Source organism: Bacillus sp. FSL L8-0654 (genome assembly GCF_038629965.1).
GTDB classification, from domain to species: domain Bacteria; phylum Bacillota; class Bacilli; order Bacillales; family Bacillaceae; genus Bacillus; species Bacillus safensis.
Genome location: NZ_CP152026.1, coordinates 1,131,658 through 1,154,215 on the forward strand (window position 1 = coordinate 1,131,658; position 22,558 = coordinate 1,154,215).

The 22,558-nt window shown below is 42.9% G+C and carries 29 protein-coding genes and 2 riboswitches; of the genes, 19 read left to right on the forward strand and 10 right to left on the reverse strand.

Features of this window, described 5'->3' with window-relative positions; translation table 11 throughout:
- The first annotated feature begins 14 nt into the window (after positions 1-14).
- Positions 15-908 (forward strand): RluA family pseudouridine synthase, encoded by an 894-nt coding sequence (locus MHH65_RS05630; protein WP_172400640.1) that lies wholly within the window; start codon positions 15-17, stop codon positions 906-908.
- Positions 909-947: 39 nt separating this feature from the next.
- On the opposite strand, the gene prpE is transcribed toward MHH65_RS05630, so the two are convergent.
- Positions 948-1,691, reverse strand: coding sequence for a bis(5'-nucleosyl)-tetraphosphatase PrpE (prpE, locus tag MHH65_RS05635; protein ID WP_087975598.1), 744 nt, complete (start codon positions 1,689-1,691; stop codon positions 948-950).
- Positions 1,692-1,853: 162 nt separating this feature from the next.
- Between prpE and MHH65_RS05640 the strand changes: the two genes are divergently transcribed.
- From MHH65_RS05640 to MHH65_RS05685, 10 genes are all read left to right on the forward strand, one after another.
- On the forward strand, positions 1,854-3,695 hold the full coding sequence (locus tag MHH65_RS05640; protein ID WP_098676820.1) for a monovalent cation:proton antiporter family protein: 1,842 nt from the start codon (positions 1,854-1,856) through the stop codon (positions 3,693-3,695).
- Positions 3,696-3,754: 59 nt separating this feature from the next.
- A riboswitch (TPP riboswitch) is annotated at positions 3,755-3,864 on the forward strand.
- Positions 3,865-3,942: 78 nt separating this feature from the next.
- On the forward strand, positions 3,943-4,653 hold the full coding sequence (gene tenA, locus MHH65_RS05645) for a thiaminase II (protein WP_041110154.1): 711 nt from the start codon (positions 3,943-3,945) through the stop codon (positions 4,651-4,653).
- Positions 4,628-5,245, forward strand: a complete 618-nt coding sequence (tenI, locus tag MHH65_RS05650; protein ID WP_098676838.1) for a thiazole tautomerase TenI — start codon at positions 4,628-4,630, stop codon at positions 5,243-5,245. The genes tenA and tenI overlap by 26 nt, the downstream gene beginning before the upstream one ends.
- Positions 5,229-6,341, forward strand: a complete 1,113-nt coding sequence (thiO, locus tag MHH65_RS05655; RefSeq protein ID WP_098676821.1) for a glycine oxidase ThiO — start codon at positions 5,229-5,231, stop codon at positions 6,339-6,341. Before tenI ends, thiO begins: the two co-directional genes overlap by 17 nt.
- Positions 6,338-6,541 carry a sulfur carrier protein ThiS gene (thiS, locus tag MHH65_RS05660; protein ID WP_024426466.1) on the forward strand — a complete coding sequence of 68 codons (204 nt, stop codon included), beginning with the start codon at positions 6,338-6,340 and terminating at the stop codon, positions 6,539-6,541. Before thiO ends, thiS begins: the two co-directional genes overlap by 4 nt.
- A 4-nt stretch (positions 6,542-6,545) precedes the next feature.
- Complete coding sequence (locus MHH65_RS05665; protein ID WP_025093416.1) at positions 6,546-7,313, forward strand: thiazole synthase; 768 nt, start codon at positions 6,546-6,548, stop codon at positions 7,311-7,313.
- Positions 7,310-8,323: a thiazole biosynthesis adenylyltransferase ThiF gene (locus MHH65_RS05670; protein ID WP_024426465.1), complete on the forward strand. Its 1,014-nt coding sequence runs from the start codon at positions 7,310-7,312 to the stop codon at positions 8,321-8,323. Before MHH65_RS05665 ends, MHH65_RS05670 begins: the two co-directional genes overlap by 4 nt.
- Positions 8,324-8,339: 16 nt before the next feature.
- A complete protein-coding gene (gene thiD, locus MHH65_RS05675) occupies positions 8,340-9,146 on the forward strand; it encodes a bifunctional hydroxymethylpyrimidine kinase/phosphomethylpyrimidine kinase (protein ID WP_197172780.1) in 807 nt (268 codons plus the stop codon).
- 150 nt (positions 9,147-9,296) lie between these two features.
- Complete coding sequence (gene fabI / locus MHH65_RS05680) at positions 9,297-10,073, forward strand: enoyl-ACP reductase FabI (protein ID WP_024425017.1); 777 nt, start codon at positions 9,297-9,299, stop codon at positions 10,071-10,073.
- Positions 10,074-10,187: 114 nt separating this feature from the next.
- The gene (locus MHH65_RS05685) at positions 10,188-10,874 is read left to right on the forward strand and encodes a CotO family spore coat protein (protein WP_208946592.1); all 687 of its coding nucleotides are present in this window, start codon (positions 10,188-10,190) and stop codon (positions 10,872-10,874) included.
- Between the two features lie 35 nt (positions 10,875-10,909).
- Here the strand turns inward: MHH65_RS05685 and MHH65_RS05690 are convergent, their stop codons facing one another.
- The 5 genes from MHH65_RS05690 to MHH65_RS05710 form a co-directional block, all read right to left on the reverse strand.
- Complete coding sequence (locus tag MHH65_RS05690; RefSeq protein WP_024425015.1) at positions 10,910-11,353, reverse strand: CotY/CotZ family spore coat protein; 444 nt, start codon at positions 11,351-11,353, stop codon at positions 10,910-10,912.
- A gap of 203 nt (positions 11,354-11,556) precedes the next feature.
- Positions 11,557-12,048: a CotY/CotZ family spore coat protein gene (locus MHH65_RS05695; RefSeq protein WP_003211658.1), complete on the reverse strand. Its 492-nt coding sequence runs from the start codon at positions 12,046-12,048 to the stop codon at positions 11,557-11,559.
- Positions 12,049-12,194: 146 nt separating this feature from the next.
- The gene (locus MHH65_RS05700; RefSeq protein ID WP_041117155.1) at positions 12,195-12,698 is read right to left on the reverse strand and encodes a spore coat protein; all 504 of its coding nucleotides are present in this window, start codon (positions 12,696-12,698) and stop codon (positions 12,195-12,197) included.
- A gap of 88 nt (positions 12,699-12,786) precedes the next feature.
- Positions 12,787-13,122: a hypothetical protein gene (locus tag MHH65_RS05705; RefSeq protein ID WP_024425013.1), complete on the reverse strand. Its 336-nt coding sequence runs from the start codon at positions 13,120-13,122 to the stop codon at positions 12,787-12,789.
- A gap of 42 nt (positions 13,123-13,164) precedes the next feature.
- Complete coding sequence (locus MHH65_RS05710; protein ID WP_231506869.1) at positions 13,165-13,560, reverse strand: spore coat protein; 396 nt, start codon at positions 13,558-13,560, stop codon at positions 13,165-13,167.
- A gap of 168 nt (positions 13,561-13,728) precedes the next feature.
- Here MHH65_RS05710 and MHH65_RS05715 point away from each other — a divergent pair, with 168 nt between their 5' ends.
- The 5 genes from MHH65_RS05715 to MHH65_RS05735 all read left to right on the forward strand — a co-directional run bounded on the left by MHH65_RS05715 (position 13,729) and on the right by MHH65_RS05735 (position 15,208).
- Positions 13,729-14,079 carry a DUF1360 domain-containing protein gene (locus MHH65_RS05715; protein ID WP_024426459.1) on the forward strand — a complete coding sequence of 117 codons (351 nt, stop codon included), beginning with the start codon at positions 13,729-13,731 and terminating at the stop codon, positions 14,077-14,079.
- A 71-nt stretch (positions 14,080-14,150) separates the two neighbouring features.
- Positions 14,151-14,279: a hypothetical protein gene (locus MHH65_RS05720; RefSeq protein ID WP_259279657.1), complete on the forward strand. Its 129-nt coding sequence runs from the start codon at positions 14,151-14,153 to the stop codon at positions 14,277-14,279.
- Between the two features lie 89 nt (positions 14,280-14,368).
- Complete coding sequence (locus tag MHH65_RS05725) at positions 14,369-14,590, forward strand: hypothetical protein (RefSeq protein WP_024426458.1); 222 nt, start codon at positions 14,369-14,371, stop codon at positions 14,588-14,590.
- 84 nt (positions 14,591-14,674) lie between these two features.
- Positions 14,675-14,812 carry a YjcZ family sporulation protein gene (locus tag MHH65_RS05730; RefSeq protein WP_024426457.1) on the forward strand — a complete coding sequence of 46 codons (138 nt, stop codon included), beginning with the start codon at positions 14,675-14,677 and terminating at the stop codon, positions 14,810-14,812.
- Between the two features lie 138 nt (positions 14,813-14,950).
- Entirely contained in the window at positions 14,951-15,208 is a 258-nt protein-coding gene (locus MHH65_RS05735) for a stage VI sporulation protein F (RefSeq protein ID WP_008348417.1), read from the forward strand.
- A gap of 16 nt (positions 15,209-15,224) precedes the next feature.
- Here the strand turns inward: MHH65_RS05735 and MHH65_RS05740 are convergent, their stop codons facing one another.
- On the reverse strand, positions 15,225-17,537 hold the full coding sequence (locus MHH65_RS05740) for an ATP-dependent helicase (protein WP_335351104.1): 2,313 nt from the start codon (positions 17,535-17,537) through the stop codon (positions 15,225-15,227).
- Positions 17,538-17,663: 126 nt separating this feature from the next.
- Between MHH65_RS05740 and MHH65_RS05745 the strand changes: the two genes are divergently transcribed.
- Complete coding sequence (locus MHH65_RS05745; RefSeq protein ID WP_003210759.1) at positions 17,664-17,921, forward strand: hypothetical protein; 258 nt, start codon at positions 17,664-17,666, stop codon at positions 17,919-17,921.
- Between the two features lie 82 nt (positions 17,922-18,003).
- On the opposite strand, the gene MHH65_RS05750 is transcribed toward MHH65_RS05745, so the two are convergent.
- The 3 genes from MHH65_RS05750 to MHH65_RS05760 are packed head-to-tail and all read right to left on the reverse strand — an operon-like array spanning position 18,004 to position 19,753.
- Positions 18,004-18,438, reverse strand: coding sequence for a GNAT family N-acetyltransferase (locus tag MHH65_RS05750; protein ID WP_070325713.1), 435 nt, complete (start codon positions 18,436-18,438; stop codon positions 18,004-18,006).
- Positions 18,439-18,444: 6 nt separating this feature from the next.
- A complete protein-coding gene (locus MHH65_RS05755; protein WP_024426454.1) occupies positions 18,445-18,960 on the reverse strand; it encodes a YjcG family protein in 516 nt (171 codons plus the stop codon).
- Between the two features lie 52 nt (positions 18,961-19,012).
- Positions 19,013-19,753 carry an esterase family protein gene (locus MHH65_RS05760; RefSeq protein WP_098676826.1) on the reverse strand — a complete coding sequence of 247 codons (741 nt, stop codon included), beginning with the start codon at positions 19,751-19,753 and terminating at the stop codon, positions 19,013-19,015.
- A 221-nt stretch (positions 19,754-19,974) separates the two neighbouring features.
- Positions 19,975-20,096: riboswitch (SAM riboswitch) on the forward strand.
- A 78-nt stretch (positions 20,097-20,174) separates the two neighbouring features.
- Here MHH65_RS05760 and MHH65_RS05765 point away from each other — a divergent pair.
- Both MHH65_RS05765 and metC read left to right on the forward strand, forming a co-directional pair.
- Positions 20,175-21,293, forward strand: coding sequence for a methionine biosynthesis PLP-dependent protein (locus MHH65_RS05765; RefSeq protein WP_070325928.1), 1,119 nt, complete (start codon positions 20,175-20,177; stop codon positions 21,291-21,293).
- Positions 21,290-22,468, forward strand: coding sequence for a cystathionine beta-lyase (gene metC / locus MHH65_RS05770; protein WP_070325716.1), 1,179 nt, complete (start codon positions 21,290-21,292; stop codon positions 22,466-22,468). The genes MHH65_RS05765 and metC overlap by 4 nt, the downstream gene beginning before the upstream one ends.
- Positions 22,469-22,558 lie beyond the last annotated feature (90 nt).

Below are 22,558 nucleotides of genomic sequence, written 5' to 3' on the forward strand. Positions count from 1 at the left end.
AGAGGTTGTTCCCGCTGGAATACTTTACGTTAAACAAAACCATAACAGCCAAAGAAGAAGGGCTGCTTTTAAAGGAATATTTAATTGATCTTGGCATTTCGAAAAGAATGCTGACGGATATTAAGTTTGATGGCGGTGACCTCCTCATTAATGGAGAGCATGTTACCGTGAAGTGCGAGCTGCATGAAGGGGACAGACTCACCATTTTATTTCCCGAGGAAAAAGTGAGTGAAGGGCTGAAGCCTGCACCGATTCCGCTTGATATTATATTTGAGGACGAGCATGTCCTTGTGCTGAATAAAAGGCCGTATATTCCTTCGATCCCTTCTCGGGAGCACCCTGAGCACAGTATTGCGAATGGATTGCTGCATCATTATGCCAAGCAGTCTGTTCGGCATACGGTTCATTTGGTGAACCGTCTTGATCGTGACACATCTGGCGTCATGCTTGTGGCGAAGCATCGCTTTGCCCATAGCCTTTTATCAAAGGCGCAAAAAAGTGGAGCGGTTAAGCGAACATACAGAGCGTTTACACATGGCATGATCACAGAAAAACATGGAACGATCGCTGCAAAAATTGCCCGAAAAGGGGATAGTATTATCGAGCGGATGGTTGATGATACTGGGCAGGAGGCAGTGACGCATTATTCCGTGCGAGCGGTAATCGCCGAGTTGAACATGTCGGATGTGTCTCTCTCGCTTGAAACCGGGAGAACACATCAAATTCGTGTTCATATGCAATTTCTTGGGTATCCGCTCATCGGAGATACGCTGTATGGCGGAACGGCCGAGCGGATAGACCGGCAGGCACTGCATAGTGAAACCCTTGTATTTCCTCATCCGATGACAGGTGAGCAAATGACATTTTCAGCCCCGCTTCCTGATGATATGAAATCATTGCTTTTTTAAATAGAGAACCCGGTCACCTGCAGCGCAGGGCCGGGTTTTTTATGATGTGAAATGCTGAAATCTTGACTCATCATAAGGCATGGATGAAGGAACGGAGACCGTTTTAAGCTCAGGGTATGTGAGGGCAGACAGCTTGTTGCCAAATACGCAGCCTGTGTCAATATTGACGGTTCTGCCAACGAATCGAGGTTCTTTCACTGGTGTATGGCCATACACAATCCACGGTTTTCCGTGATACTCCTTTGCCCAGTCCTTGCGAACAGGTCGTCCATCTGGCCATGTTTCTCCTGTGACGGCACCAAATAATAAATAGGACCGCATTTGTTTATTCGGCTTTTTTCCAATATCCTTTTCCTTGATCGCTGCGTGTGCAATGATCAGCTCATCAGGAATGAGTACATCATAAAGCGGAGCCTTCTCGAATAACTGCTTAAATTCATGTGACAATTTATTTTGTTCATGAATTGGCAGTTTTTTTATTTCGTTCACTGTGGTTTCGATGCCATGAAGCAATTTGACGGGATTTCCTTTTAAGTAACGATAAAGCTTAAAGCAATGGTTGCCAGGTACATAGCGGATTGCGCCGTGTGAATAGGCATGAATGACAAATCGCATGACGTCTACTGACTGAGGTCCACGATCTGTTAGATCACCAACAAGGGCCAGCGTTCTCTTATCAGGATGGACGGGTAATCCATGTTTGAGTTCGTATCCTAGTTTGTGTATGAGGGTAAGCAGCTCTTCGTAGCAGCCGTGGATATCGCCAATGATATCGAATTTCATAAGGTTTCCTCCTGATTTTTTTCATCCATTCGTCGGATATAAAGAAGTTTGAATTTTAGAAAATATAACGAATGGCTTTCATTTCATTTGGGCAATTGTTAGAATCAATGCTTTAACGTAAGACTTAAAAAATTAAACATGAATGTTAGGAGGCTTTAGCCAATGGAGCATACATCTGTTTCATCACTCGTTGTCGTTATCATTGTCGCCTTTTTCACCCCTATTTTATTGCACCGATTTAAGCTGACCATTCCGGTCGTTGTAGCTGAAATCATCATGGGGCTCATCATTGGGAAAAGCGGTCTTCAACTGGTTGTCGAACATGATGCGTGGTTAGATACATTATCCATGCTCGGTTTTATTTTTCTGATGTTTTTAAGTGGACTTGAAATAGATTTTTCTTCTTTTGAGTCAAAGAAGAAAGCACGAGAACTTCCAAATGGATTAAAAGAACCAAATACATTTAAAGCTGCCACCATTATTTTTCTTGGGGTATTTTGTATTTCTTTTATTCTGTCCTATGCGTTTGTACTCGCAGGGTTTATCCAAAATGCCTTTTTAATGACACTCATTATCTCTACCATCTCATTAGGCGTAGTGGTTCCAACTTTAAAAGAGGAAAAGTTGATGCAGACGAATATCGGTCAAATCATTCTGCTTGTAGCTGTCATTGCCGATTTGGTCACGATGATTTTGCTTGCTGTGTTTTCCTCCATTTATGGAGATGGAACAGGGAACATGTGGCTCCTGCTCTTATTATTTGCTGCAGGCATTCTTCTTTATTTATTTGGCCGCGTATTTAAGACAAAGTCAATTTTTCAGTCGATGTCTAAAGGAACCGTGCAAATTGGGACAAGGGCAATCTTTACTCTCATTATAGTCTTAGTTGCCTTATCTGAATCACTCGGGGCTGAAAATATTCTAGGGGCGTTTTTAGCTGGCGTGCTTGTGTCCCTTCTTTCGCCAAATAAAGAACTCGTTCAGCAACTGGACTCATTTGGCTACGGATTTTTAATCCCGATCTTTTTTGTGATGGTCGGAGTAGATCTGAATATATGGGCACTGTTTAAAGACCCAACCATCATGATCATGATTCCGCTGCTGTTTATTGCGCTGCTTATGAGTAAGCTCATCCCGATTCTTTATTTGAAAAAATGGTATGACATGAAAAAGGTCATTGGCTCCGGCTTTTTATTAACTTCAACGCTATCTCTCGTCATTGCAGCTGCGACGATTGGTGAGCGGCTAGGTGTCATTGATCATAAAATGTCAGGAGCGCTGATTTTAGTTGCTGTGCTAACGAGTATTTTAACACCTGTTTGGTTTAAAGCGCTGTTTAAAAAAGAACAAGCGGCAAGCCATAAGAAGCGTGTGACCTTTATTGGAGCAAATCAGCTGACCTTACCTGTCACACTTGATTTACATCAAGATGAATATGACATTCGGATTTTGCATGTGTTTCAAGAAAATAAGGAAGCACTGCTGGCAGACTCTATCTTTGAAGTCGAATCAATTGAACAATACGACGATGAGACGCTGAGAAAGGCAGGCGTCGGTCAAGAGGATGTCCTTGTCGTCGCAACAGGCAGTGAGACGAAAAATAAGGAAATTGCTTTATTTGCAAAAGAAGAAGGAGCGAAACAAGTCATTGCAAGTGTCAACAAAGCAGAGGCAGAGTTGACTTTGAAGGAAGCGGGCATTGATACGTTTTCTACTTTCCTTTCATCTAAAACGGTGCTAAGAGCTTTGATTGAAGCACCTGATGCGATTCGATTGCTAACAAATGAGGATTCTTCTTTGTATCAAATTCAAATGAACAATCATCGTTATCATAATGTCATGCTGAGAGAATTTCCTTTCACCGGTGATTTGGTATTTGTCCGCATTTTCAGAGGGATAGACAGCTTAGTACCGCATGGAGATACGACACTCAGAAGCGGCGACCGTGTGCTTGTATCGGGCTCTCGTGAGTATGTGGCAGGACTAAGAGCCCAATTAGAATGACAATGAACCCTTGACCAATGAACAATTCCTGATTAAGATAGAGGTACAACATCATATATTTGATCCACTAGGGGAGTCCTTTAAAAGGGCTGAGATAAAAGTGTTCACTTTTAGACCCTCATTACCTGAACAGGTTCATACCTGCGTAGGGAAGTGGTGCGGTTTTTGACTATGCTTTTTACAAATTCCAAGCCACTTTCCACGCGGAAAGTGGCTTTTTTATATGGAAAAACAGGAGGAGAGGAACATGACGTTTTCAACAGAATGTAAAGAGGCTGCAGCAACATGGTGGAATGGAAGCTTTACACATCCTTTTGTCAAAGGGATTGGAGATGGAACACTTTCACTCGATCGTTTCACCTATTACGTGATGCAGGATTCTTATTATTTAACTCATTTTGCAAAGGTGCAGGCATATGGAGCGGCGATGAGTGAGGACTTACATACGACGGGCAGAATGGCGTATCATGCCCAGGGCACGTATGAAGCAGAGCTGTCGCTGCATAGGAAATTTACAGAGCTTCTGCAAATTTCTGATGAAGCCATTGAGAACTTTAAGCCTTCTCCCACTGCTTATGCGTATACCTCTCATATGTACCGATCTGTAAAAAGTGGACGGTTTGAAGAGATTTTAGCCGCGTTATTACCGTGTTACTGGCTCTATTATGAGGTAGGTGAAAAGCTGAAACAAACAACACCTGACCATCCAATTTACCAAGAATGGATTTTGACATACGGAGGCGATTGGTTTAAGGAACTCGTCTTCGAACAAGTGAACCGCTTTGATGAACTAGCAGAAAAAGCACCAGACCATGTACGGGCCAATATGAAAGAAAATTTCGTGATTTCAAGCTATTATGAATATCACTTTTGGGAGATGGCGTATCAAAAAGAAATGTGGCAAACAGCTTGCTTAGATGGGGTTGGTGCAAATGGAACTCCACGCAGTGACAAATGATTCCCTTTCTGCGGGTGAACTGATCAAACAAATAAAAGCCATAGCGTCTGAAGTGGATTTTATTCATATTCGGGAACGGTCTAAAACAGCAAGTGAGCTTGTTGATCTCGTGAAGAATCTCCTTTTAGAAGGTGTGCCGAAAGAAAAGCTCGTGATCAATGACAGAGTAGACGTTGCGCTGCTTACCAATATTCACAGGGTGCATCTCCCGGGCCACAGCTTTTCGCCAAAAGAGCTGCGAAAAAAATTTCCTCACCTTCATGCGGGAGTATCTGTCCATTCGATAGAAGAAGCGAAAGAAGCAGAGAAAAATGGAGCAGAGTATGTCATGTTTGGGCACGTATATGACACCTCTTGTAAACCAGGACTTCAGGCAAGAGGTGTACAGCTTGTGAAAGAACTGACTTCTGCACTAACAATTCCAGTGGTGGCCATCGGCGGGGTGACCCCAGTACGAGTTCCAGAATTGAAACACGCAAATGTGGAAGGAATTGCTGTCATGTCTGGGATTTTTGCTCATCATCAGCCGCGTATGATGGCACAAGCATTTTCTGAAAAGGTAAAGGAGAATCCTTATGAAAAAGCATTATGACGTTGCAATCATTGGTGGTGGAATCATAGGGGTCTCCATCGCCTATCACCTTGCAAAAGCAGGAAAACAGGTGGTCTTATTTGAAGCGAGTGAGATAGGGAAGCAAACGACAAGTGCGGCTGCCGGGATGCTCGGTGCACATGCTGAAGGAGAGGGTCATGAGGATGTTTTCTTTCAGGCAGGCAGAGCAAGCCAGGCATTGTACGAAAAATTAAAAGTCGATCTTCTGCATGAATCAGGCATTGATATTCGAACTTCAGCGGGCGGTATCATGAAGGTCGCCTTTACAGAAGAAGAGAAACAAGCCCTTTGCCGGATGCAGCATTTGTCTACATTTAAATGGCTTGACGCTAGCAGCGTAAAAAAATGTATGCCTCAAGTTACAGATCACATGCTGGGAGCAGGTTTGATTGAAGAGGATGTGCATGTGGAGCCTTACGCTGTATGCAGGGCTTTATGGCAGGCGGCGGTCCGGTACGGAGCAGATGTGAAAGAGTGTACACCTGTGATCGATGTGAAGCGGGGCAAAGAAGCGTTAACTGTCAGAACAACGAAGGGCACATTCACATGTGATGATCTGACAATCGCAAGTGGTGTATGGTCTGGCCGTTTTTTTGAAGAACTCGGATTATCGCATTCTCTTTATCCAGTAAAAGGGGAATGTGTGTCTGTATGGAATAATGGTCCGGCGCTCGCACACACCATTTATCATGATCATTGTTATATCGTTCAGCGAGATAGCGGAAAGCTTGTTATCGGCGCAACAATGAAGCCAAACGAGTGGCAGGCTGTTCCAACGCTTGGCGGCATGGAAGCTGTGATTCAAAAGGCGTCTCAGCTTATGCCTTCTATTAAGGAGATGCCGATTGAAGAGTGCTGGGCAGGCCTTCGTCCGGCGACAAACGATCGGCATCCCTATATCGGAAGACATCCAGAAGACAAGCGTATTCTTTTTGCTGCAGGGCATTACAGGAATGGCATTTTACTTGCGCCGATTACTGGAGAAATCATTCGTGACCTGATATTAGACGAACCGGTCAAAGAGGAATGGCTACACGCGTTTCGTATTGGACGAAAGGAGGCACTATTCGTATGAAGATTCAATTGAATGGCAGAATCGTTGATTTCGATCAAGAGAATGGAACGATCTATGATCTGCTATCAGCCTATCAGCTTGAAAACCGTGTGGTGATCGTTGAAAAGAACCATGAAATCATTGATAAAGAAGCGTTTCAACAAGTAGAAATTCAACCAAATGACACGATTGAAATCGTTCATTTCGTAGGAGGAGGATGATCCAATGCTGCACATTGGCGGAAAAACATTCACATCAAGACTATTACTCGGAACAGGAAAGTACCCATCATTTGAGGTTCAAAAAGAAGCGGTGAACGTATCGGAAGCCGAAATTTTAACCTTTGCTGTCAGAAGAATGAACATATTCGAAGCATCTCAGCCTAATTTTTTGGAGCAGCTTGATTTATCAAAATATACGCTGCTTCCGAATACAGCTGGAGCAAGTACAGCAGAAGAGGCAGTGCGTATTGCCCGTTTAGCAAAGGCTTCTGGACTTTGTGACATGATCAAGGTAGAAGTCATTGGCTGTTCAAGGTCTCTTTTGCCAGATCCAGTTGAAACATTAAAAGCATCTGAAATGCTGCTCGAGGAAGGATTTATCGTGCTGCCATATACATCTGATGATGTGGTGCTGGCAAGAAAATTAGAAGAACTCGGTGTCCATGCCATCATGCCAGGTGCTTCACCAATTGGTTCAGGCCAAGGCTTACTAAATCCTTTGAATCTCTCATTTATTATTGAGCAGGCGAAGGTGCCGGTCATTATTGATGCTGGCGTAGGTTCTCCGAAGGATGCAGCTTATGCGATGGAGCTTGGAGCTGACGCTGTATTACTAAATACCGCTGTCTCTGGTGCAAAGGATCCTGTGAAAATGGCAAAAGCAATGAAACTCGCGATTGAATCAGGAAGACTAGGCTATGAGGCAGGACGTATTCCGCTAAAAAACTATGGGACAGCGAGCAGTCCACAGGAAGGAATGCCGTCATTTTGAGCACTCGTTATTCACGCCAGGAGCTTTTTCAGCCAATCGGAACAGAGGGTCAAAAGAGGCTAAATGACTCAAAGGCGGTCATTATTGGAGCGGGGGCACTTGGAACCGCAAGTGCTGAAATGCTCGTTCGTGCCGGCGTTGGTTCTGTCACCATTTTGGACCGAGATTATATTGAATGGAGCAACCTTCAGCGTCAGCAGCTCTACACGGAGCAAGACGTGAAGGATCGACTGCCAAAAGCTGTGGCGGCTGAAAAAAGACTCAAGCAAGTAAACAGTGACGTGCACATCAAAGGAATCGTAATCGATGTGACTGCTCACAATATTGACGAACTTGTCAGTGAGGCTTCAATCATTGTCGATGCAGCGGATAATTTTGAGGTAAGAATGATTGCAAATGATGCCGCTGTCAAACATCAAATTCCGTTCCTTTATGGGGCCTGTGTAGCCAGTTATGGCATTCAATTCACTGTGATCCCTGGTGAGACGCCGTGTTTACACTGTCTGCTTGAACATTTGCCCGCACAAGGCATGACATGTGATACAGCAGGTATCATTAGTCCAGTTGTGCAGCAGGTGGCCGCATATCAAGTGGCAGATGCACTTAAATATTTAACAGGACATCAAGTGACGCCAATATTAAAATCCTTCGATTTATGGAAAAATGAACGATCTGACATTCGGTCGGCCGTGTCTTTAAAGAAGAAGCAATGTCCAAGCTGTGGACTGAAGACGTATCCATTTCTTTCATATGACAAGAGAGCGAAGGCGGATGTACTATGCGGCCGCAATACGGTACAAATCCGCAGTGCAGCAGAAACACCACCGCCTATACATGAAGTAGCTCTTCGGTTAAAGAGGGCAGGAATGGATGTGCTTGAGAATCCATATTTGCTTTCGTGTCAAAAGGATGAGTTTAAGCTTGTCTTATTTAAAGATGGCAGAGCGCTTGTTCATGGTACGAATGATATTGCCAAAGCAAGAACCATTTATCATCAATGGATTGGCTAATGAGAGGTGTGAAGAAATGACGATCAAAAAAGCATTCACAATCGCGGGTTCTGATTCTGGCGGCGGAGCAGGTATTCAGGCAGATTTGAAAACTTTTCAGGAGCTCGGTGTGTACGGAATGTCTGCGATCACAGCGATTACTGCGCAAAACACACTAGGTGTTCACGGGATATACCCGCTTTCAATTGAGGCGTTAGAGCGTCAAATAGATGCAGTGGCAGAAGACTTACTGCCAGATGCCGTCAAAACAGGGATGCTGTGGAGTGCAGACATGATCAAGATTGTAGCTGAAAAAACGGTTCAATATGATATGAAGCTGATTGTAGATCCAGTCATGATCGCAAAAGGAGGGGCCTCTTTATTAAATGAAGATGCGGTCGCTGCGATGAAAACACACTTGCTGCCTGTCAGCTATGCTGTAACGCCGAATCTTCCTGAGGCAGAAGTACTGACAGGGATACAAATTCAGACGAAAAAGGACCGCTATGTGGCGGCGGAGCGCCTTTATGAGCTAGGTACGAAACATGTCGTGATTAAAGGCGGCCATGGTCCATCTGATGGGATGATTACAGACCTGCTGTATGATGGAAAAGGCTTTATTGAAGTCACAAATGAACATATTGATACACCGCATACACATGGCACAGGCTGCACGTTTGCAGCAGCATTAACAGCTGAAATTGCGAAAGGATATTCGATGCAGGAAGCCTTTGAAACAGCAGAAACCTTTGTTCATGAAGCCATTAAATTCCCTTTACGTATTGGATCTGGACACGGACCTACGAACCATTTTGCTTATCAGCAAAACAGAATCAAACGATAAAGGAATCGAACCGTCTTCACTTATGAAGACGGTTTTTTCGCGAAAATGAAACTTTCTTTCAGCGGAAATTGTCATTCTCTTATGATCTGTGATAATATTATGATCAGGTACTAATACTATGTCTTGAAAAAATAGGAGGCTTTATTACATATGAACTTTTCTTTAGAAGGCCGTAATATCGTGGTGATGGGTGTTGCCAATAAACGAAGCATCGCTTGGGGAATTGCCCGCTCACTTCATGAAGCTGGAGCTCGTTTGATTTTTACTTATGTCGGAGATCGTCTTGCTGAATCGGTAAAAGAGCTGGCAAGCACACTTGAGCGTGATGATTCTATTATTCTTCCATGTGACGTGACAAGTGACGAAGAAATCGAAAAATGTTTCGCTGCAATTAAAGAAAAAGTACAAGTCATTCATGGCGTTGCGCATGCCATTGCATTTGCAAACAAGGAAGAGCTTGTTGGCGAATACTTGAACACGAACCGTGAAGGTTTCCTTTTGGCGCACAACATTAGTGCATACTCATTAACTGCTGTAGCCAAAGCAGCACGTCCATTGATGACAGAGGGTGGAAGCATTGTGACGCTTACATACCTAGGCGGAGAGCGTGTTGTATCAAACTACAACGTAATGGGTGTAGCGAAAGCATCACTTGAAGCAAGTGTGAAATATTTAGCAGCTGATTTAGGCGCAGAAGGTATCCGCGTGAATAGTATTTCTGCTGGTCCTATTCGTACGTTATCTGCAAAAGGCATCAGCGGCTTTAATACCATTCTGAAGGATATTGAAGAGCGTGCACCGCTCCGCCGTACAACAACTCCTGAAGAAGTTGGCGATACAGCTCTATTCTTATTCAGTGATCTATCTCGCGGCATGACAGGTGAGAATCTGCATGTTGATTCCGGCTTCCATATCATTGCCCGCTAAACGAATACATGACTTGCAGCATACCGATGAAGGGTATGCTGTTTTTTTATTTTTCTTCTGATTTGAGGCCTCCGTTCATATATATAAGGAATGAATCATTCGGGAGGGATTAGTATGTCAAATAAAGGTGATGAGAATCAAAAGCCGCTGATGTATATTGTTCAGCCGAGCTATCAAGAATCAAAGCCGGCCATGCAAAATATTGTGAGAAAGCGAAAGAAATCAGAAAAACAGCCAGAAAGTGAGACCAATGCAAAAGATGTGATCAAAGAAAGCACGCAGGAGGAACCTGCCGCTCAAGAAATAGAGCAAAAAAAAGAAGCCGAGCCGCCTAAACTTCAACAAGAACGAGATATGACAAACGAATCTGAGTTTACAGAAGAACAAGAGATCACACAAGAAGCAGAGGCTACACAGGAACAAGAGGATACACAAGAAGCCGAACGTACACAGGAACAAGAAATCACACAAGAACCAGAGCTCATACAAAAGCGAGAGCCTCAAGAAGAAGAGGGAAATCAGCCAGAAGGTGTCTTTCATGAAACAAAAGAAGAACCAAGAAGAAAACGAGTGAAAAAGCCTTTAAGTCAGATGAGTATTGATGAAAAAGTCGATTTTCTCACAAGACTGCCTCATAATATGCCAAGAGCTCTTTGTCTGATTGAAGCTGATGGTAAAACATATAGAGGAATCATCATGGATCGAAAAGATGATACTGTGATCATTCGTACAGCAGGCGGGGGAAATCCAGTCGAATTAGCGATTGCTGAGATTACTTCCATCCATCCGCTAGGTTTTTAACTAATAAAAAAAGTCCCTTATAGGGACTTTTTTTGTTAGCAGTTACGATTGATGAGTCGTGGGTTTAGGCACTCGATTGCGCAGAAGCAGTCAAGGTCTACTTCAATGCAATATTTCGATTTTTCTAATCGGAACACATCACATAAGGAATCTTTATCTGTAAAATCTAAAATATGACGGTCTTTGTCAAATGCGATAAGCAAGCTGAGTGTTGCACAGTGATCACAGATATGTTCGACTCTGAAAAATGCAGTGCTGAAGCAAGGGCCTGGATCTACTTCTCCGACGTTTCCGAATGCGACGAATGGTTTTGATTTGGATGTAAAGAGAACAAACGGGACAGTGTCACCTAATGAATGTGATGGAGAAAGGAGATTGCTGTAACAGCTTGTCGGGCACTCTTCTTTGACAGCATTTTGCAAGTCGCTAATGTTTTCAACAGCCTCTGTTACACAGCTCCATGAATGGTTGCGGCTCATATTCAACCCTCCTATACTAGGAAATTTGTTTGAGTGTTTGAGCACTGTCATCATCTACAAGCTATCTTTGCCGGCTCGTGCATCTACTTTTAACCAATGCGGAAGCGGCCGCTTCTTATGCTGACTGCTCCGCATGATTGGCTGTCATTCGTGAGGAAGGGGATGCTTTGACTTATGACAAGTTAGATCAGCGGCCTGTTGATTTAGCCGTGGTGATGATGCTTTTTATCTTTCGATGGCATGACTCTGTCGACAAGCTCTGGGTTTAAGCATTGGATTGCGCAGAAGCAGTTTAAATCAACCTCAATACAAAAGTCCGTTTTTTCTAGACCAAAGAAGTCAGGGTCACAAGGGTGACACACGCTCAGCGTATGTCCGTGTACATCAACTGGTCTTAATACAGATAACGTAGCACAGCAGTCGTGTAATTTTTCAACCCGGAAGAAAATAGATTCGAAGCATTGGCAATCGTCAACGAATCCTCCAATGTTTCCGAAAGTAGAGAACAACCCGCCCTTTTTATCAAAAAGTAAAAACGGAATTGTATCTTTTCCAGAAACTGTTGGGCTTAATAAATTACTGTAGCAGCTCGTAGGACATTTATCTTCTACAGCTTCCTGCTCTGCTAAAATCTTATCAACCGCATCGCATACACAGTTTTCATCATGTCGGCCATGGTGTTTTCCGCAGCTCATGGATTTCAGCTCCTTTAACAAGGTATTTGACTTTAGTCCTTAACAACATATGTATGCGCCCTCTAGTTGGTGTGGGTAAATGACCATTTATATTTGTTGTATTTTTATAAAAGGAAAAGCAGAGCTTTTCGCTCTGCTTTTGGACATTAGAGGATACCGATTGCAACGATTGTCGCAACAAGTGTTTGTGTAAGTGTTTGGATTGCGATAGAGATGTCCGCATCGATTGTAGAGACTGTAACGTTTCTTGAATTTTCGATGACAAGTTTTTGGCGGTTTGTTTGTTTGTGAGTAGCTGCTTGTAAGAGATCCTGCGTGACGCGGTCTGCCAAATCACCGTCTGCGATTGAGATATTTGTAATGGTGATGATCGCTGTTTGAATCGCTACTTGGATAGATGCTGCAACCTGTGCATCAACAGAAGATACGTTAATGTCACAAGAGTCTCTGACGATAATGACTTCCTCAGATGTCTGCTTTGTGAAGCTTACTTGATCCAAGTCTTGTAAGACATCTTCATCATCATAATAGTCGTCACAAAGTGCTTTTCTTTCATAGTTGCAATCGTCGTGGCGTTCGTGGTATCTGTGGTGTCCGTGGTGTGAACAGTTACGATCTAGAGCGACCCAAGAATATGGTTTAGAATCCATTTCTATTCCTCCTTCCGTTTACTTTATTAAATGCTGGAATGCGTGGTTTTGTCTCGGGCATTTACCCTAGCAGGCAACCCATTTTTATTTAATCGTTATTACGCTGCGCATTACGACGCTGCTGAATACGATTTCGAAGTGAGTTTCGATTTGGACGTACTTTTGGTTCAGGCACTACTTCTTCCGGCTGTTTTGCTGCCTCAGCCTGCCTTTTTTTCTCCTGCTGCTGTTCTACGAAATCATTTGCTTTCTTTTGTAAGTCCTCGACTAATTTCAAAATCATTCTTCTTTGATCGTCTGAAATTTTTGCTTTCTGATCATCAGTGATATTGTTTTTGTTTAACACATCACTGACAAGAAGACTTGTTAATGGGTCAATATCAGTATTGATTTGAAACTCCTTTTTTTCGTTCTCTTCAGCCACGATGATTTCACCTCTTTCATACGTCATTAGAAAAAGAAAGGGTCAAAGAATGCCGGCTTCAACTAAGAGCACATTCAATGTTTGAGTGAGAATTTGGACGGAGTTCATAATGGATGCATCTGATAATGTAATCGTAATGTTATAGCAGTTGATGATTTGAATCACAGTTTTCTTTTGGACTTCCACTTGTTGTGTGGATAAAAGCTGGTCTGTGATGTCAGCAGCCAATTCATCGTCTGGTACAAGAATTTGGATTAAAAGAGTAATGATTGTCGTTACGGTCGCTTGAAGGGAGAGTGCGGCTGTTACATCTGTTTTATGAATTGTGACATTTTCGGAATCTTTGATCTCAATGAAATCATCATAATTGCTGATTAATTCGTTTAACAGTTGCGTATATAATGTTTCAGCACTTTCTTCAATAGACAATACTTTCACTCCTTTCTTATCTATACATTATTTAATGCAACAAGGACGCAAGGTGGAATCGGAAAGTGTGAAAAAGTACAACCCAATTTTATTTCCGCTCGATTCATCATGACGGTCTTTTTTCTTGCATATATAAAGAAAGGACGGAAAAAGAAGAAAGAAGGAGGTGGAGGCTCCCTGAGCGGTGCTTTGTCATTTGTCGTGTTTGCCCTCGCATCCTTTAGACTGACGAGACTGATTGTGTTTGATACCATTACAGCCCCTTTCCGCCGTCTATTTCATGAAGAACAGGAAGAGGTAAACGAACAAGGTGAGGTCGAAACATATATCATCATTAAAGGGGAAGGACTGCGGTCTTGGGTTGGAGAACTGTTAAGCTGTTATTGGTGTACTGGCATATGGTGCACTGCTGCCTTGCTTCTGATATACATACTTTTTCCTGTCATCAGCATGTGGCTTAATTTACTATTAGCGATTGCCGCAGCAGCAGGCATCATTGAAGCGGTCGTCTCGAAGCTTGTGAAATAAACAGGCATTCTGATCAGACACGCTTTCAATAAATGCATATACTATCATGGAATAGGAAAGGAAGGGTTGCGATGAAACCAACTGAAACGCCGTCACATATGCTTCAAGGTTATCCAGCGCAGTCAAATCAACAATCTGTATATACGAAGAAAATCAAAAAAAATGGCTGCGGCTGTGGAAACAAAAAGAAACCTCAATAATAGAAGAGAAAAACAAAAGCCGGATTTATCCGGTTTTTTTGTTGCCTTTTTTTGAGTGGTGCATATGTAAGAGAGAAGGGGTGACCAGAATGGATGCATTCGAACAATTAATCGGTTCCTTGTTCACTAAACCCCATGATGGGAAAGAACAAGCGCACGAAAAGGCTGAAATGGATCTAACGGATAAAGCGAATGATCTTGAGGAGCACTTAAAAGCATTTGGCGTGAAGATGGAGGCTTTTGCGAAAGAAACAGAAGCATTCATGGTGCGTCATAGAGAGGCAGATTACATCTTTAAACAGCAGAAATAAAAATTCCGCACTTTTTTATGTGATCGTCCAAACCATTTCTTGCATTTTTCATACTTTGTAAGGGAGAAGAGGAGGTGCTTAAATATGAGTTACGGTTACGGTGGCGGTTCTTGCGGCGGCTACGGTGGAGGCTACGGCGGCGGATATGGATCAACATTTGTTCTTGTTGTCGTGCTTTTCATCCTTCTAATCATCGTTGGTGCTTCTTTCTTTAACTACTAAACAGTAAGAAGGTGAGGGAAGCAAGGGGGAAGCCTTTTGCTTTCCTTTCTCTTTGGTCAAACAAGGCTTTAGGATAGGCACATATCCCGCCTATTTTCATATAGTAAAGTGATTACTCCACAAAGAGGAGGCAAATGAATGGATAATAAATTCTTTAAAAGCGTAGAAAACAAAACCGGTGTGAATATGAATGATGTGTTTAAACTTGCAGGCTCTTTGCAAAATGCCAACTTTAAAGATGAGAATACCGTTCGAGGTGTCATTAAAAAAGTAGCGCAGCTTGCGAACAAACGTGTACCTAAAGAAATGGAAGACAAAATCGTTCAATCGATTACAAGTGGAAAAGAAAAGCTTGATTTCAATACAATCGCTAAAATGATGAACAACAAAAAATAAACAACAGGCTCTCCGTTTAAAGGGGGGCCTGTTGTTTTTGCGTAAATAATTCACGGTTTTTCTTTAGAAGAGGATACAAAAAGCGAGAACGATGAGCCGTTTTTCCTCGTCTAAATGAAGGAACAGACAGATAAAGAGATTGTTCTGCTCTTGTCATGGCCACGTATAATAAACGGCGCTCTTCTTCCAGCGCTTCTTCATGACCGTTTCTGAGTTCATCCAGTGAGAAATCATGAGGGAGTGCTCCGTCGACCACACAAGTGATGTATACGGTCTGGAATTCAAGTCCCTTTGCGCGGTGGATCGTCATGAGCTGAACACCGGGTTCAGCTGTTTTTTCCTTTTCGGCAGACTTCATATGTTCGGCATGTGCGAGAAAGGCTTCAATCGTTTCAAAGCGTTTGGCGGCTGTTTTCACATCACGTACATCATCCGCTCCTTTTTCAAGTACATTCGTATCGTTCACCCGTTTTTTTAAGTAATCCCCGAGTCCCATCTTTTGTTCAATAAATGTCACCGCGTCCGATGGCTTTAACGTCCGTAACGTTCGGAACAAAGGAACAATTGATTGCAGCTTTTTCCGTTGAAACGGCTGTATATCTGTCAGTTTTCCGAGCGCTTCTATCATTGAGCAATCTTCTGTGATGGTCAGTGCCTTTAGTGTATTCAGGGTTTGCTGCTTTAAAAAGAAAACGGGCAGCAGCTGTTTTATGGCGGCCACATCATCTGCATCCTGACTTAAAGATAGAAAGGCGAGGAGAACCCGAACCATTCGTCTGCTATAGAAGGCTTTGACGCCGGCATCCGTTTCATACGGAATGGCCGATTGATGCAGCCGTTCATAAATCGCACGGCCGCCTGTGTTCGTTCGAAACAGCACGCAGAAGTCATTCGGCTTTGCACCGTTTTTAATTTTCTCCTGAATATCTGCGACAATCATCGTCGCTTCCTCTTCTTCATCATATGGATAAAAAAGCGTCGGAGGAATTTTCTCCTCGCGCACGGCTTTTAACGTCTTCTCATAGCGATGCTGATTTTTCTTAATAATCGCATCAGCACTTGCGACAATCGTATGGTGAGACCGGTAATTCGCATGTAAATGGACGATCTGAGCAGAAGGATAGTCTTGTTTGAATTCAAGAATGAAAGCAGGATTGCTCCCTCTAAAGGCGTAAATGGCTTGATCATCATCCCCTACACAAAATAACTGCTCTGATTCTCCGGCTAAAAGCTGAATCAATTGATATTGTACTGGATTAATATCCTGAAATTCATCCACTAAAATATACTGGAATCGTTCTTGATACCGTTTTAGCAGTTCGGGCTGTTCTGTCAGCATATGTAAGCAGGCAATCGCCATATCATCAAAGTCAAATTGCTGATTGTCTCGTTTTTGCTGTTCATATGATTGATAGATCGTCCACATATGTTTTTCCTTTTCATCCTTCAAATCAGGAAGTTCACCTGGTAAAAAGGCATTTTTCCAATAGCCGATCGATTGCAGTACTTGATCAGTAGGGTAGTCTTTTTCATCAAGCCCTTCATTCATTATGGCTTTTCGAATGTATTGCTCCTTTTGCCAGTCAAACTTGATCAGATGCTGGCCGTTCCATTTGCTTGCGTCATCGTGAAGCAGCATTTTATAAAAAAGACTGTGGAAGGTGCCTGTCACTACTTGGCTGGCTTGTGAAGGATGAAGCTGGTATTGCTTGCGCAGCCTTTCTTTCATCTCACTGCTCGCTTTGGTCGTGAAGGTCACGAGTAAAATATGATGAGCAGGAATATGATGATGGGACATGAGATAAGCCGCTCTAGCCGTCAGGACTCTTGTTTTCCCGCTGCCGGCACCAGCCAGCACAAGCATCGGACCATCTTGATGTGTGACAGCTTGAAGCTGTGGTGTGCTGAAGGTGATATGCGGAAAGAGGTCGATCGTATGAACTTGTTCATTCTCTTCTAAATGTAAGGCGTCGCTAAATTGAATTGACCTAGGTTCCTGCCAGTCATATGATTCGTTCGTTTGCGAGATGATCTGTTTCCCGGTTGGAAAACGGAAGCCGCCAAGTTCTTTATAAGAATCCCTTTCCTCTTGATCTGCCGTTTTATTGTGATCAGCTTGTTCTTCAGCTTTTTCACAAATCTCTTGCTGAGACATGTGCTTATGAATAAAGGCAGGTTCATCATGTATATTTAATCTAAAAAAGACCGGTTGTCCGCAATATGGGCAGAATAATTGTCCTTTTTTTCCCTCGTCATGGAGGAATTGATAGTGTTCTCTCGAATACGTATGTAATGAGATCGTTCGATCATGTCGTCGTGCGCATTTCAAAGCTAGTCCTCCAATAGTCAATCAATCTTAAAATGAAACACATCTAATCATATCAAATGAGGCGTGTTTCAAACAGTCATAATTAGGGAATAGTAGAGTAAGAGAGAAGCAAAGGAGGCGTTCTTGATGGGATATATAGCCCCGATTCAGCCGGATCTGTATTTTCAGTATATCAATCGTCCAGCTCCTCAGGATAAAGAAGACTACGCGAAAGTAACAAAGGTTACCCGCACCTTTCATGACAAGATTTACAGAGAGCTGGAGAAAAAAGAGGACTTAGTGACAGAAGCGGAAACGAAAGTACAGCAAAAAAAGCGGGAACGCTTTGTACGAGATATGTTTATGGAGGAAGGCAAGGGCGTTCATATCAATACGTATATATAAATGATTACGCTTTCTTCCATTGGCGAACGATAATGAAAAAGAAAAAGCCAGGGCATCTTGAATGCTCTGGCTTTTCTTTTGGTCAAACAGACAGTGTTTTTGTCATTTTGACATGTTTGATTCCTGCTTCTTCAAACGGTTCAGAAACCGCTTTGTAGCCTTTCTTTTCGTAGAAAGGAAGAGCTTGGATTTGGGCATGCATAACCGCTTCTTTTGCTCCATTAGCAACCGCTTCTGTTTCTAGCGCCTCTAATAGCTTGTGGCCAAGGCCGAAGGAGCGCGCCTCTTTTAACACACAAATTCGTTCAAGCTTTGCCTTTGATCCCTCAATGATCCGCAGTCTAGCGGCCGCCTGAGGCCTTTTGTCATCATTGTAAATGACAAAATGGGTGGCTTTGTCTTCTAGTTCATCTATTTCTATCTCTATTGGAACTTCTTGTTCTTTTACGAATACTTCTTTTCGAACGTAATATGCATCTTCTCGTTGTGTTTGTTCTGTTGCGATGACTGTTTTCAAATGTCTTTAACCCTCTTCTCCTAAAATAAATGTTTCATAGACGGTCCAAGATCCGTTCTCTAATTGATATAAAAGGTGGAAGCGATCCACTGTTTCTTCATGGTCAATCTTTCTCAGCTTTAATGTGCCAAGTACGTCTGAATGCTCATCATCTGATAGTTTTTGAGCGACTGTCACATGCGGAACAAAGGCATATTCAGGTGTGCCGGCAAGTGGATCTGCGTACAATCTTTCATTGAGCGCCATGATGTCCTCGTTCGGTTCTACTTTCATATAAATGACGTTGTTTACAGGAGCGAATGAACTGAATTTTTTAATACGTAACGTAATAGGAGAAGCATTTTTTGCATAATCTCTTAACGTTGAGACGACCTCAGCCGCTTCTAGATCCGTTAATTCAAAAGGTGTTCTTAATGTTAAATGAGGCGGTATGAGTGCATAGTTCGGATCATAACGCTTCCGGTAAGAGTTCGCAATATCTTGCAATTTTTTTGATGGAAATATAACAACTCCGTATTTCATCATGTTCCCTCCTGAATAAGAAAGTATTTATTATTGTTTATTATAACAAAATTCAGTTGATTAACGAATATGGGAGCATTCTTTTTAACGAAGGCGCAATGAGCGGCTGCCAAAACGTCCATTTATGATCCCCTTCGAATGTCTCAAATAAATAATCCGCACCAGATTGTTCAAGAAGGGCCTTTAAATCTTCGTTCGGCTGAACAAAATCAAGCACCTGGCCATCTGTTGTTTTCACAGCGGTTTCCTCAAGCCCAATTTGATGGATAATGGCATAATGAGAAAGGGCTGTTGACTGTTTGACGGCTTCTAGAACCGACTTGTCAACGTAAGGGGACTGCAAAATCAGCCCGCCAAATAAAGAAGGATAATCAATGGCTGTCATGAGGGAAATCGTCGCACCCAGTGAATCACCAATAAACGTCCGTCCTGATCCAATTTGATAGGTTGGATAGTGTTTATCAATATAAGGGACCAGTTCATTTGCTAAAAAGCGTTTATACGCTTCAAACTTTGTACCGTCTGGATGATACGTGTTTCGTCTTTCTGTGACATTTTCATAAGGAACACCAATGATAATCGTGCGTTCCATTTCTTTGTTTTGCATCAATTCTTCTGCCTGTCTGCCTATTTTGCCTAGGCGGAAATAATCATGACCATCCTGAGCAATGATGACATGATATGTATAAAGGGGGGAGTAATTGACTGGCAAATAGATCAAAATGGTCATGTCCGCCCCAAGTTCTTTTGACTGTAAGGTTTCTTCTTGAATGATTCCTGTTTTCTTCACCATAATCCATTCCTCCAGCTAACCAAATTCATCATAAAGTGAAACGTTTCCATTCATTGTAACATGAAAAACAGCGTTGTTCCTATATGCTAACATGCAATCAAATCGTATAACATCCATTCTGTTATAAAATACAGAAAATTTTAATTAATCATGTCATTTCCCCTTGAAAAATGAGATTTAATGGGTTACAGTATTAAGAATTAGAACAGACAGACAACACATTCTTATCGTGAGAGGTGGAGGGACTGGCCCTTTGAAACCTCAGCAACCGGTATGCATCACTTCATGTGATGTACCAAGGTGCTAAATCCAGCAAGCAGCTTTTTTGCTTGGAAGATAAGAGGAAGCGATTAAACCCCTTCTTCTTATGAAGAAGGGGTTTTCTGTTTTGAAATCAGATTTTTACTTAGGATGGTGTCAAATGACAGAACATGTGGAAACGAAATTAGCGCAGATTGGAAACCGTAGCGAAGAGGTGACTGGCACTGTCAGTCCTCCCGTTTATCTTTCGACAGCATACAGACATAGAGGCATAGGGGAATCTACAGGATTTGATTACATTCGAACGAAAAACCCAACAAGACAGCTCGTAGAGGATGCAATTGCTTCACTCGAAGAAGGGACGGCCGGTTTTGCCTTCAGTTCGGGAATGGCGGCGATCCAAACGATCATGGCTCTATTTGAAAGCGGAGATGAACTCATCGTCTCTTCAGACCTATATGGCGGTACATACCGTTTGTTTGAAAACGAATGGAAAAAGTACGGCTTACGTTTTCTTTATGATGATTTTTCAGATGAAGACTGTTTACGCTCTAAAATCACGCCAAACACAAAAGCGGTCTTTATTGAAACACCGACAAATCCACTGATGCAGGAAGCAGATATTCAAAAAATAGCGAAGATTGCAAAAGAATATGGCGCTTTGGTGATTGTCGATAACACCTTTTACACGCCAGTCCTGCAAAAGCCGATTACGCTTGGAGCGGACATTGTCATTCATAGCGCAACCAAATATTTAGGCGGACATAATGACGTTCTTGCCGGGCTTGTCGTCACAAAAGGAGAGCAGCTGTCTGAAGACATGTTCCAGCATCAAAACGCGATTGGAGCGGTTCTATCACCATTTGACTCATGGCTTTTAATGAGAGGAATGAAAACACTTGCTCTTAGAATGCGCCAGCACGAGGCAAATGCGAAGGAGCTGGCACAGTTTTTAGAGGAGCAGCCAGAAATTCAAGATGTGCTTTATCCAGGAAAGGGAGGCATGCTGTCATTCCGAGTAGCCAAAGAGAACTGGGTCAATCCATTTTTGAAGCAGCTGAAAACGATTTGTTTTGCTGAAAGCCTTGGCGGAGTCGAAAGCTTCATTACGTATCCTGCAACGCAAACGCATATGGATATTCCAGAAGAGATTCGCATTGCAAACGGTGTATGTAACAAGCTGCTCCGTTTCTCTGTTGGCATCGAGCATGTAGATGACTTGAAAGCAGACTTGAAACAGGCACTATCACAAGTAAAAGAGGAGGTACACGCCAAATGACCACACACGATTGGACACTCGAAACACAACTCGTTCATAATGCGTTTAAAACAGACCGTTCAACAGGTGCAGTCAGTGTACCGATTCAGCATGCATCCACATTTCATCAAAGCAGCTTCGATGAATTTGGCCAATATGACTACTCCAGATCGGGAACTCCGACACGTCAAGCATTAGAGGATACGATTGCAGCGCTGGAAGGAGGAACGAGAGGGCTTGCCTTTGCATCAGGCATGGCAGCCATTTCAACCGCTTTTCTTCTATTATCAAAGGGAGATCACGTCCTTGTCACAAGAGATGTGTACGGCGGGACTTTCCGAATGATCACCCAAGTTCTTTCAAGATTTGGAATTGAGCATACCTTCGTGGACATGACCGATTTGAATGAAGTCAAAAGAGGCATTCAATCAAATACAAAGGTCATTTACATGGAAACACCGTCAAATCCAACACTAGGGATTACAGATATTGAAGGTGTTGTCCAGCTTGCGAAAGAGCATGACTGTCTGACTTTCTTAGATAATACGTTTTTAACCCCTGCGCTTCAGCGTCCGCTTGACCTTGGTGTTGACGTTGTTCTGCACAGCGCAACGAAATTTTTAAGCGGCCACAGTGATGTGCTGTCAGGCTTAGCCGTGGTGAAAGATGAGAAGCTGGGAGAGGAACTTTATTCGCTGCAAAACTCCTTCGGTGCGGTCCTTGGCGTGCAGGACTGCTGGCTTGTGTTAAGAGGGTTAAAAACCCTTCAGGTGAGATTAGAAAAAGCAAGCCAAACGGCCTTCGAACTAGCTTCATTTCTAAAAGAACATCCTGCGGTGAAAAAAGTATACTATCCAGGCTTAGACGATCATCCTGGGGCACACATTCAGCGCAAGCAAGCAAGCGGAGCTGGAGCCGTTCTCTCATTTGAACTAGAAAACCAAGCGGCTGTCAAAGAATTGGTGGATGCTGTCACATTACCTGTATTCGCCGTCAGCCTCGGCGCCGTTGAATCGATTCTGTCATATCCAGCCAAAATGTCACATGCGGCTATGCCAAAAGAAGAAAGAGAAAAAAGAGGGATTACAGATGGGCTGCTTCGTTTAAGTGTCGGAGTTGAAAACGGAGAAGACCTCAAACGCGACTTCAAACAAGCACTCGATCAACTAAAGCCCGTCCTTGTGAACCAATCATAAAGAAGGAGAGAAAAAAGCCGGCACAGCCGCCGGCTTTTTGACCTTTTTTGAACAAAACCATTGACGACTTAATATGATGGTTATATAATA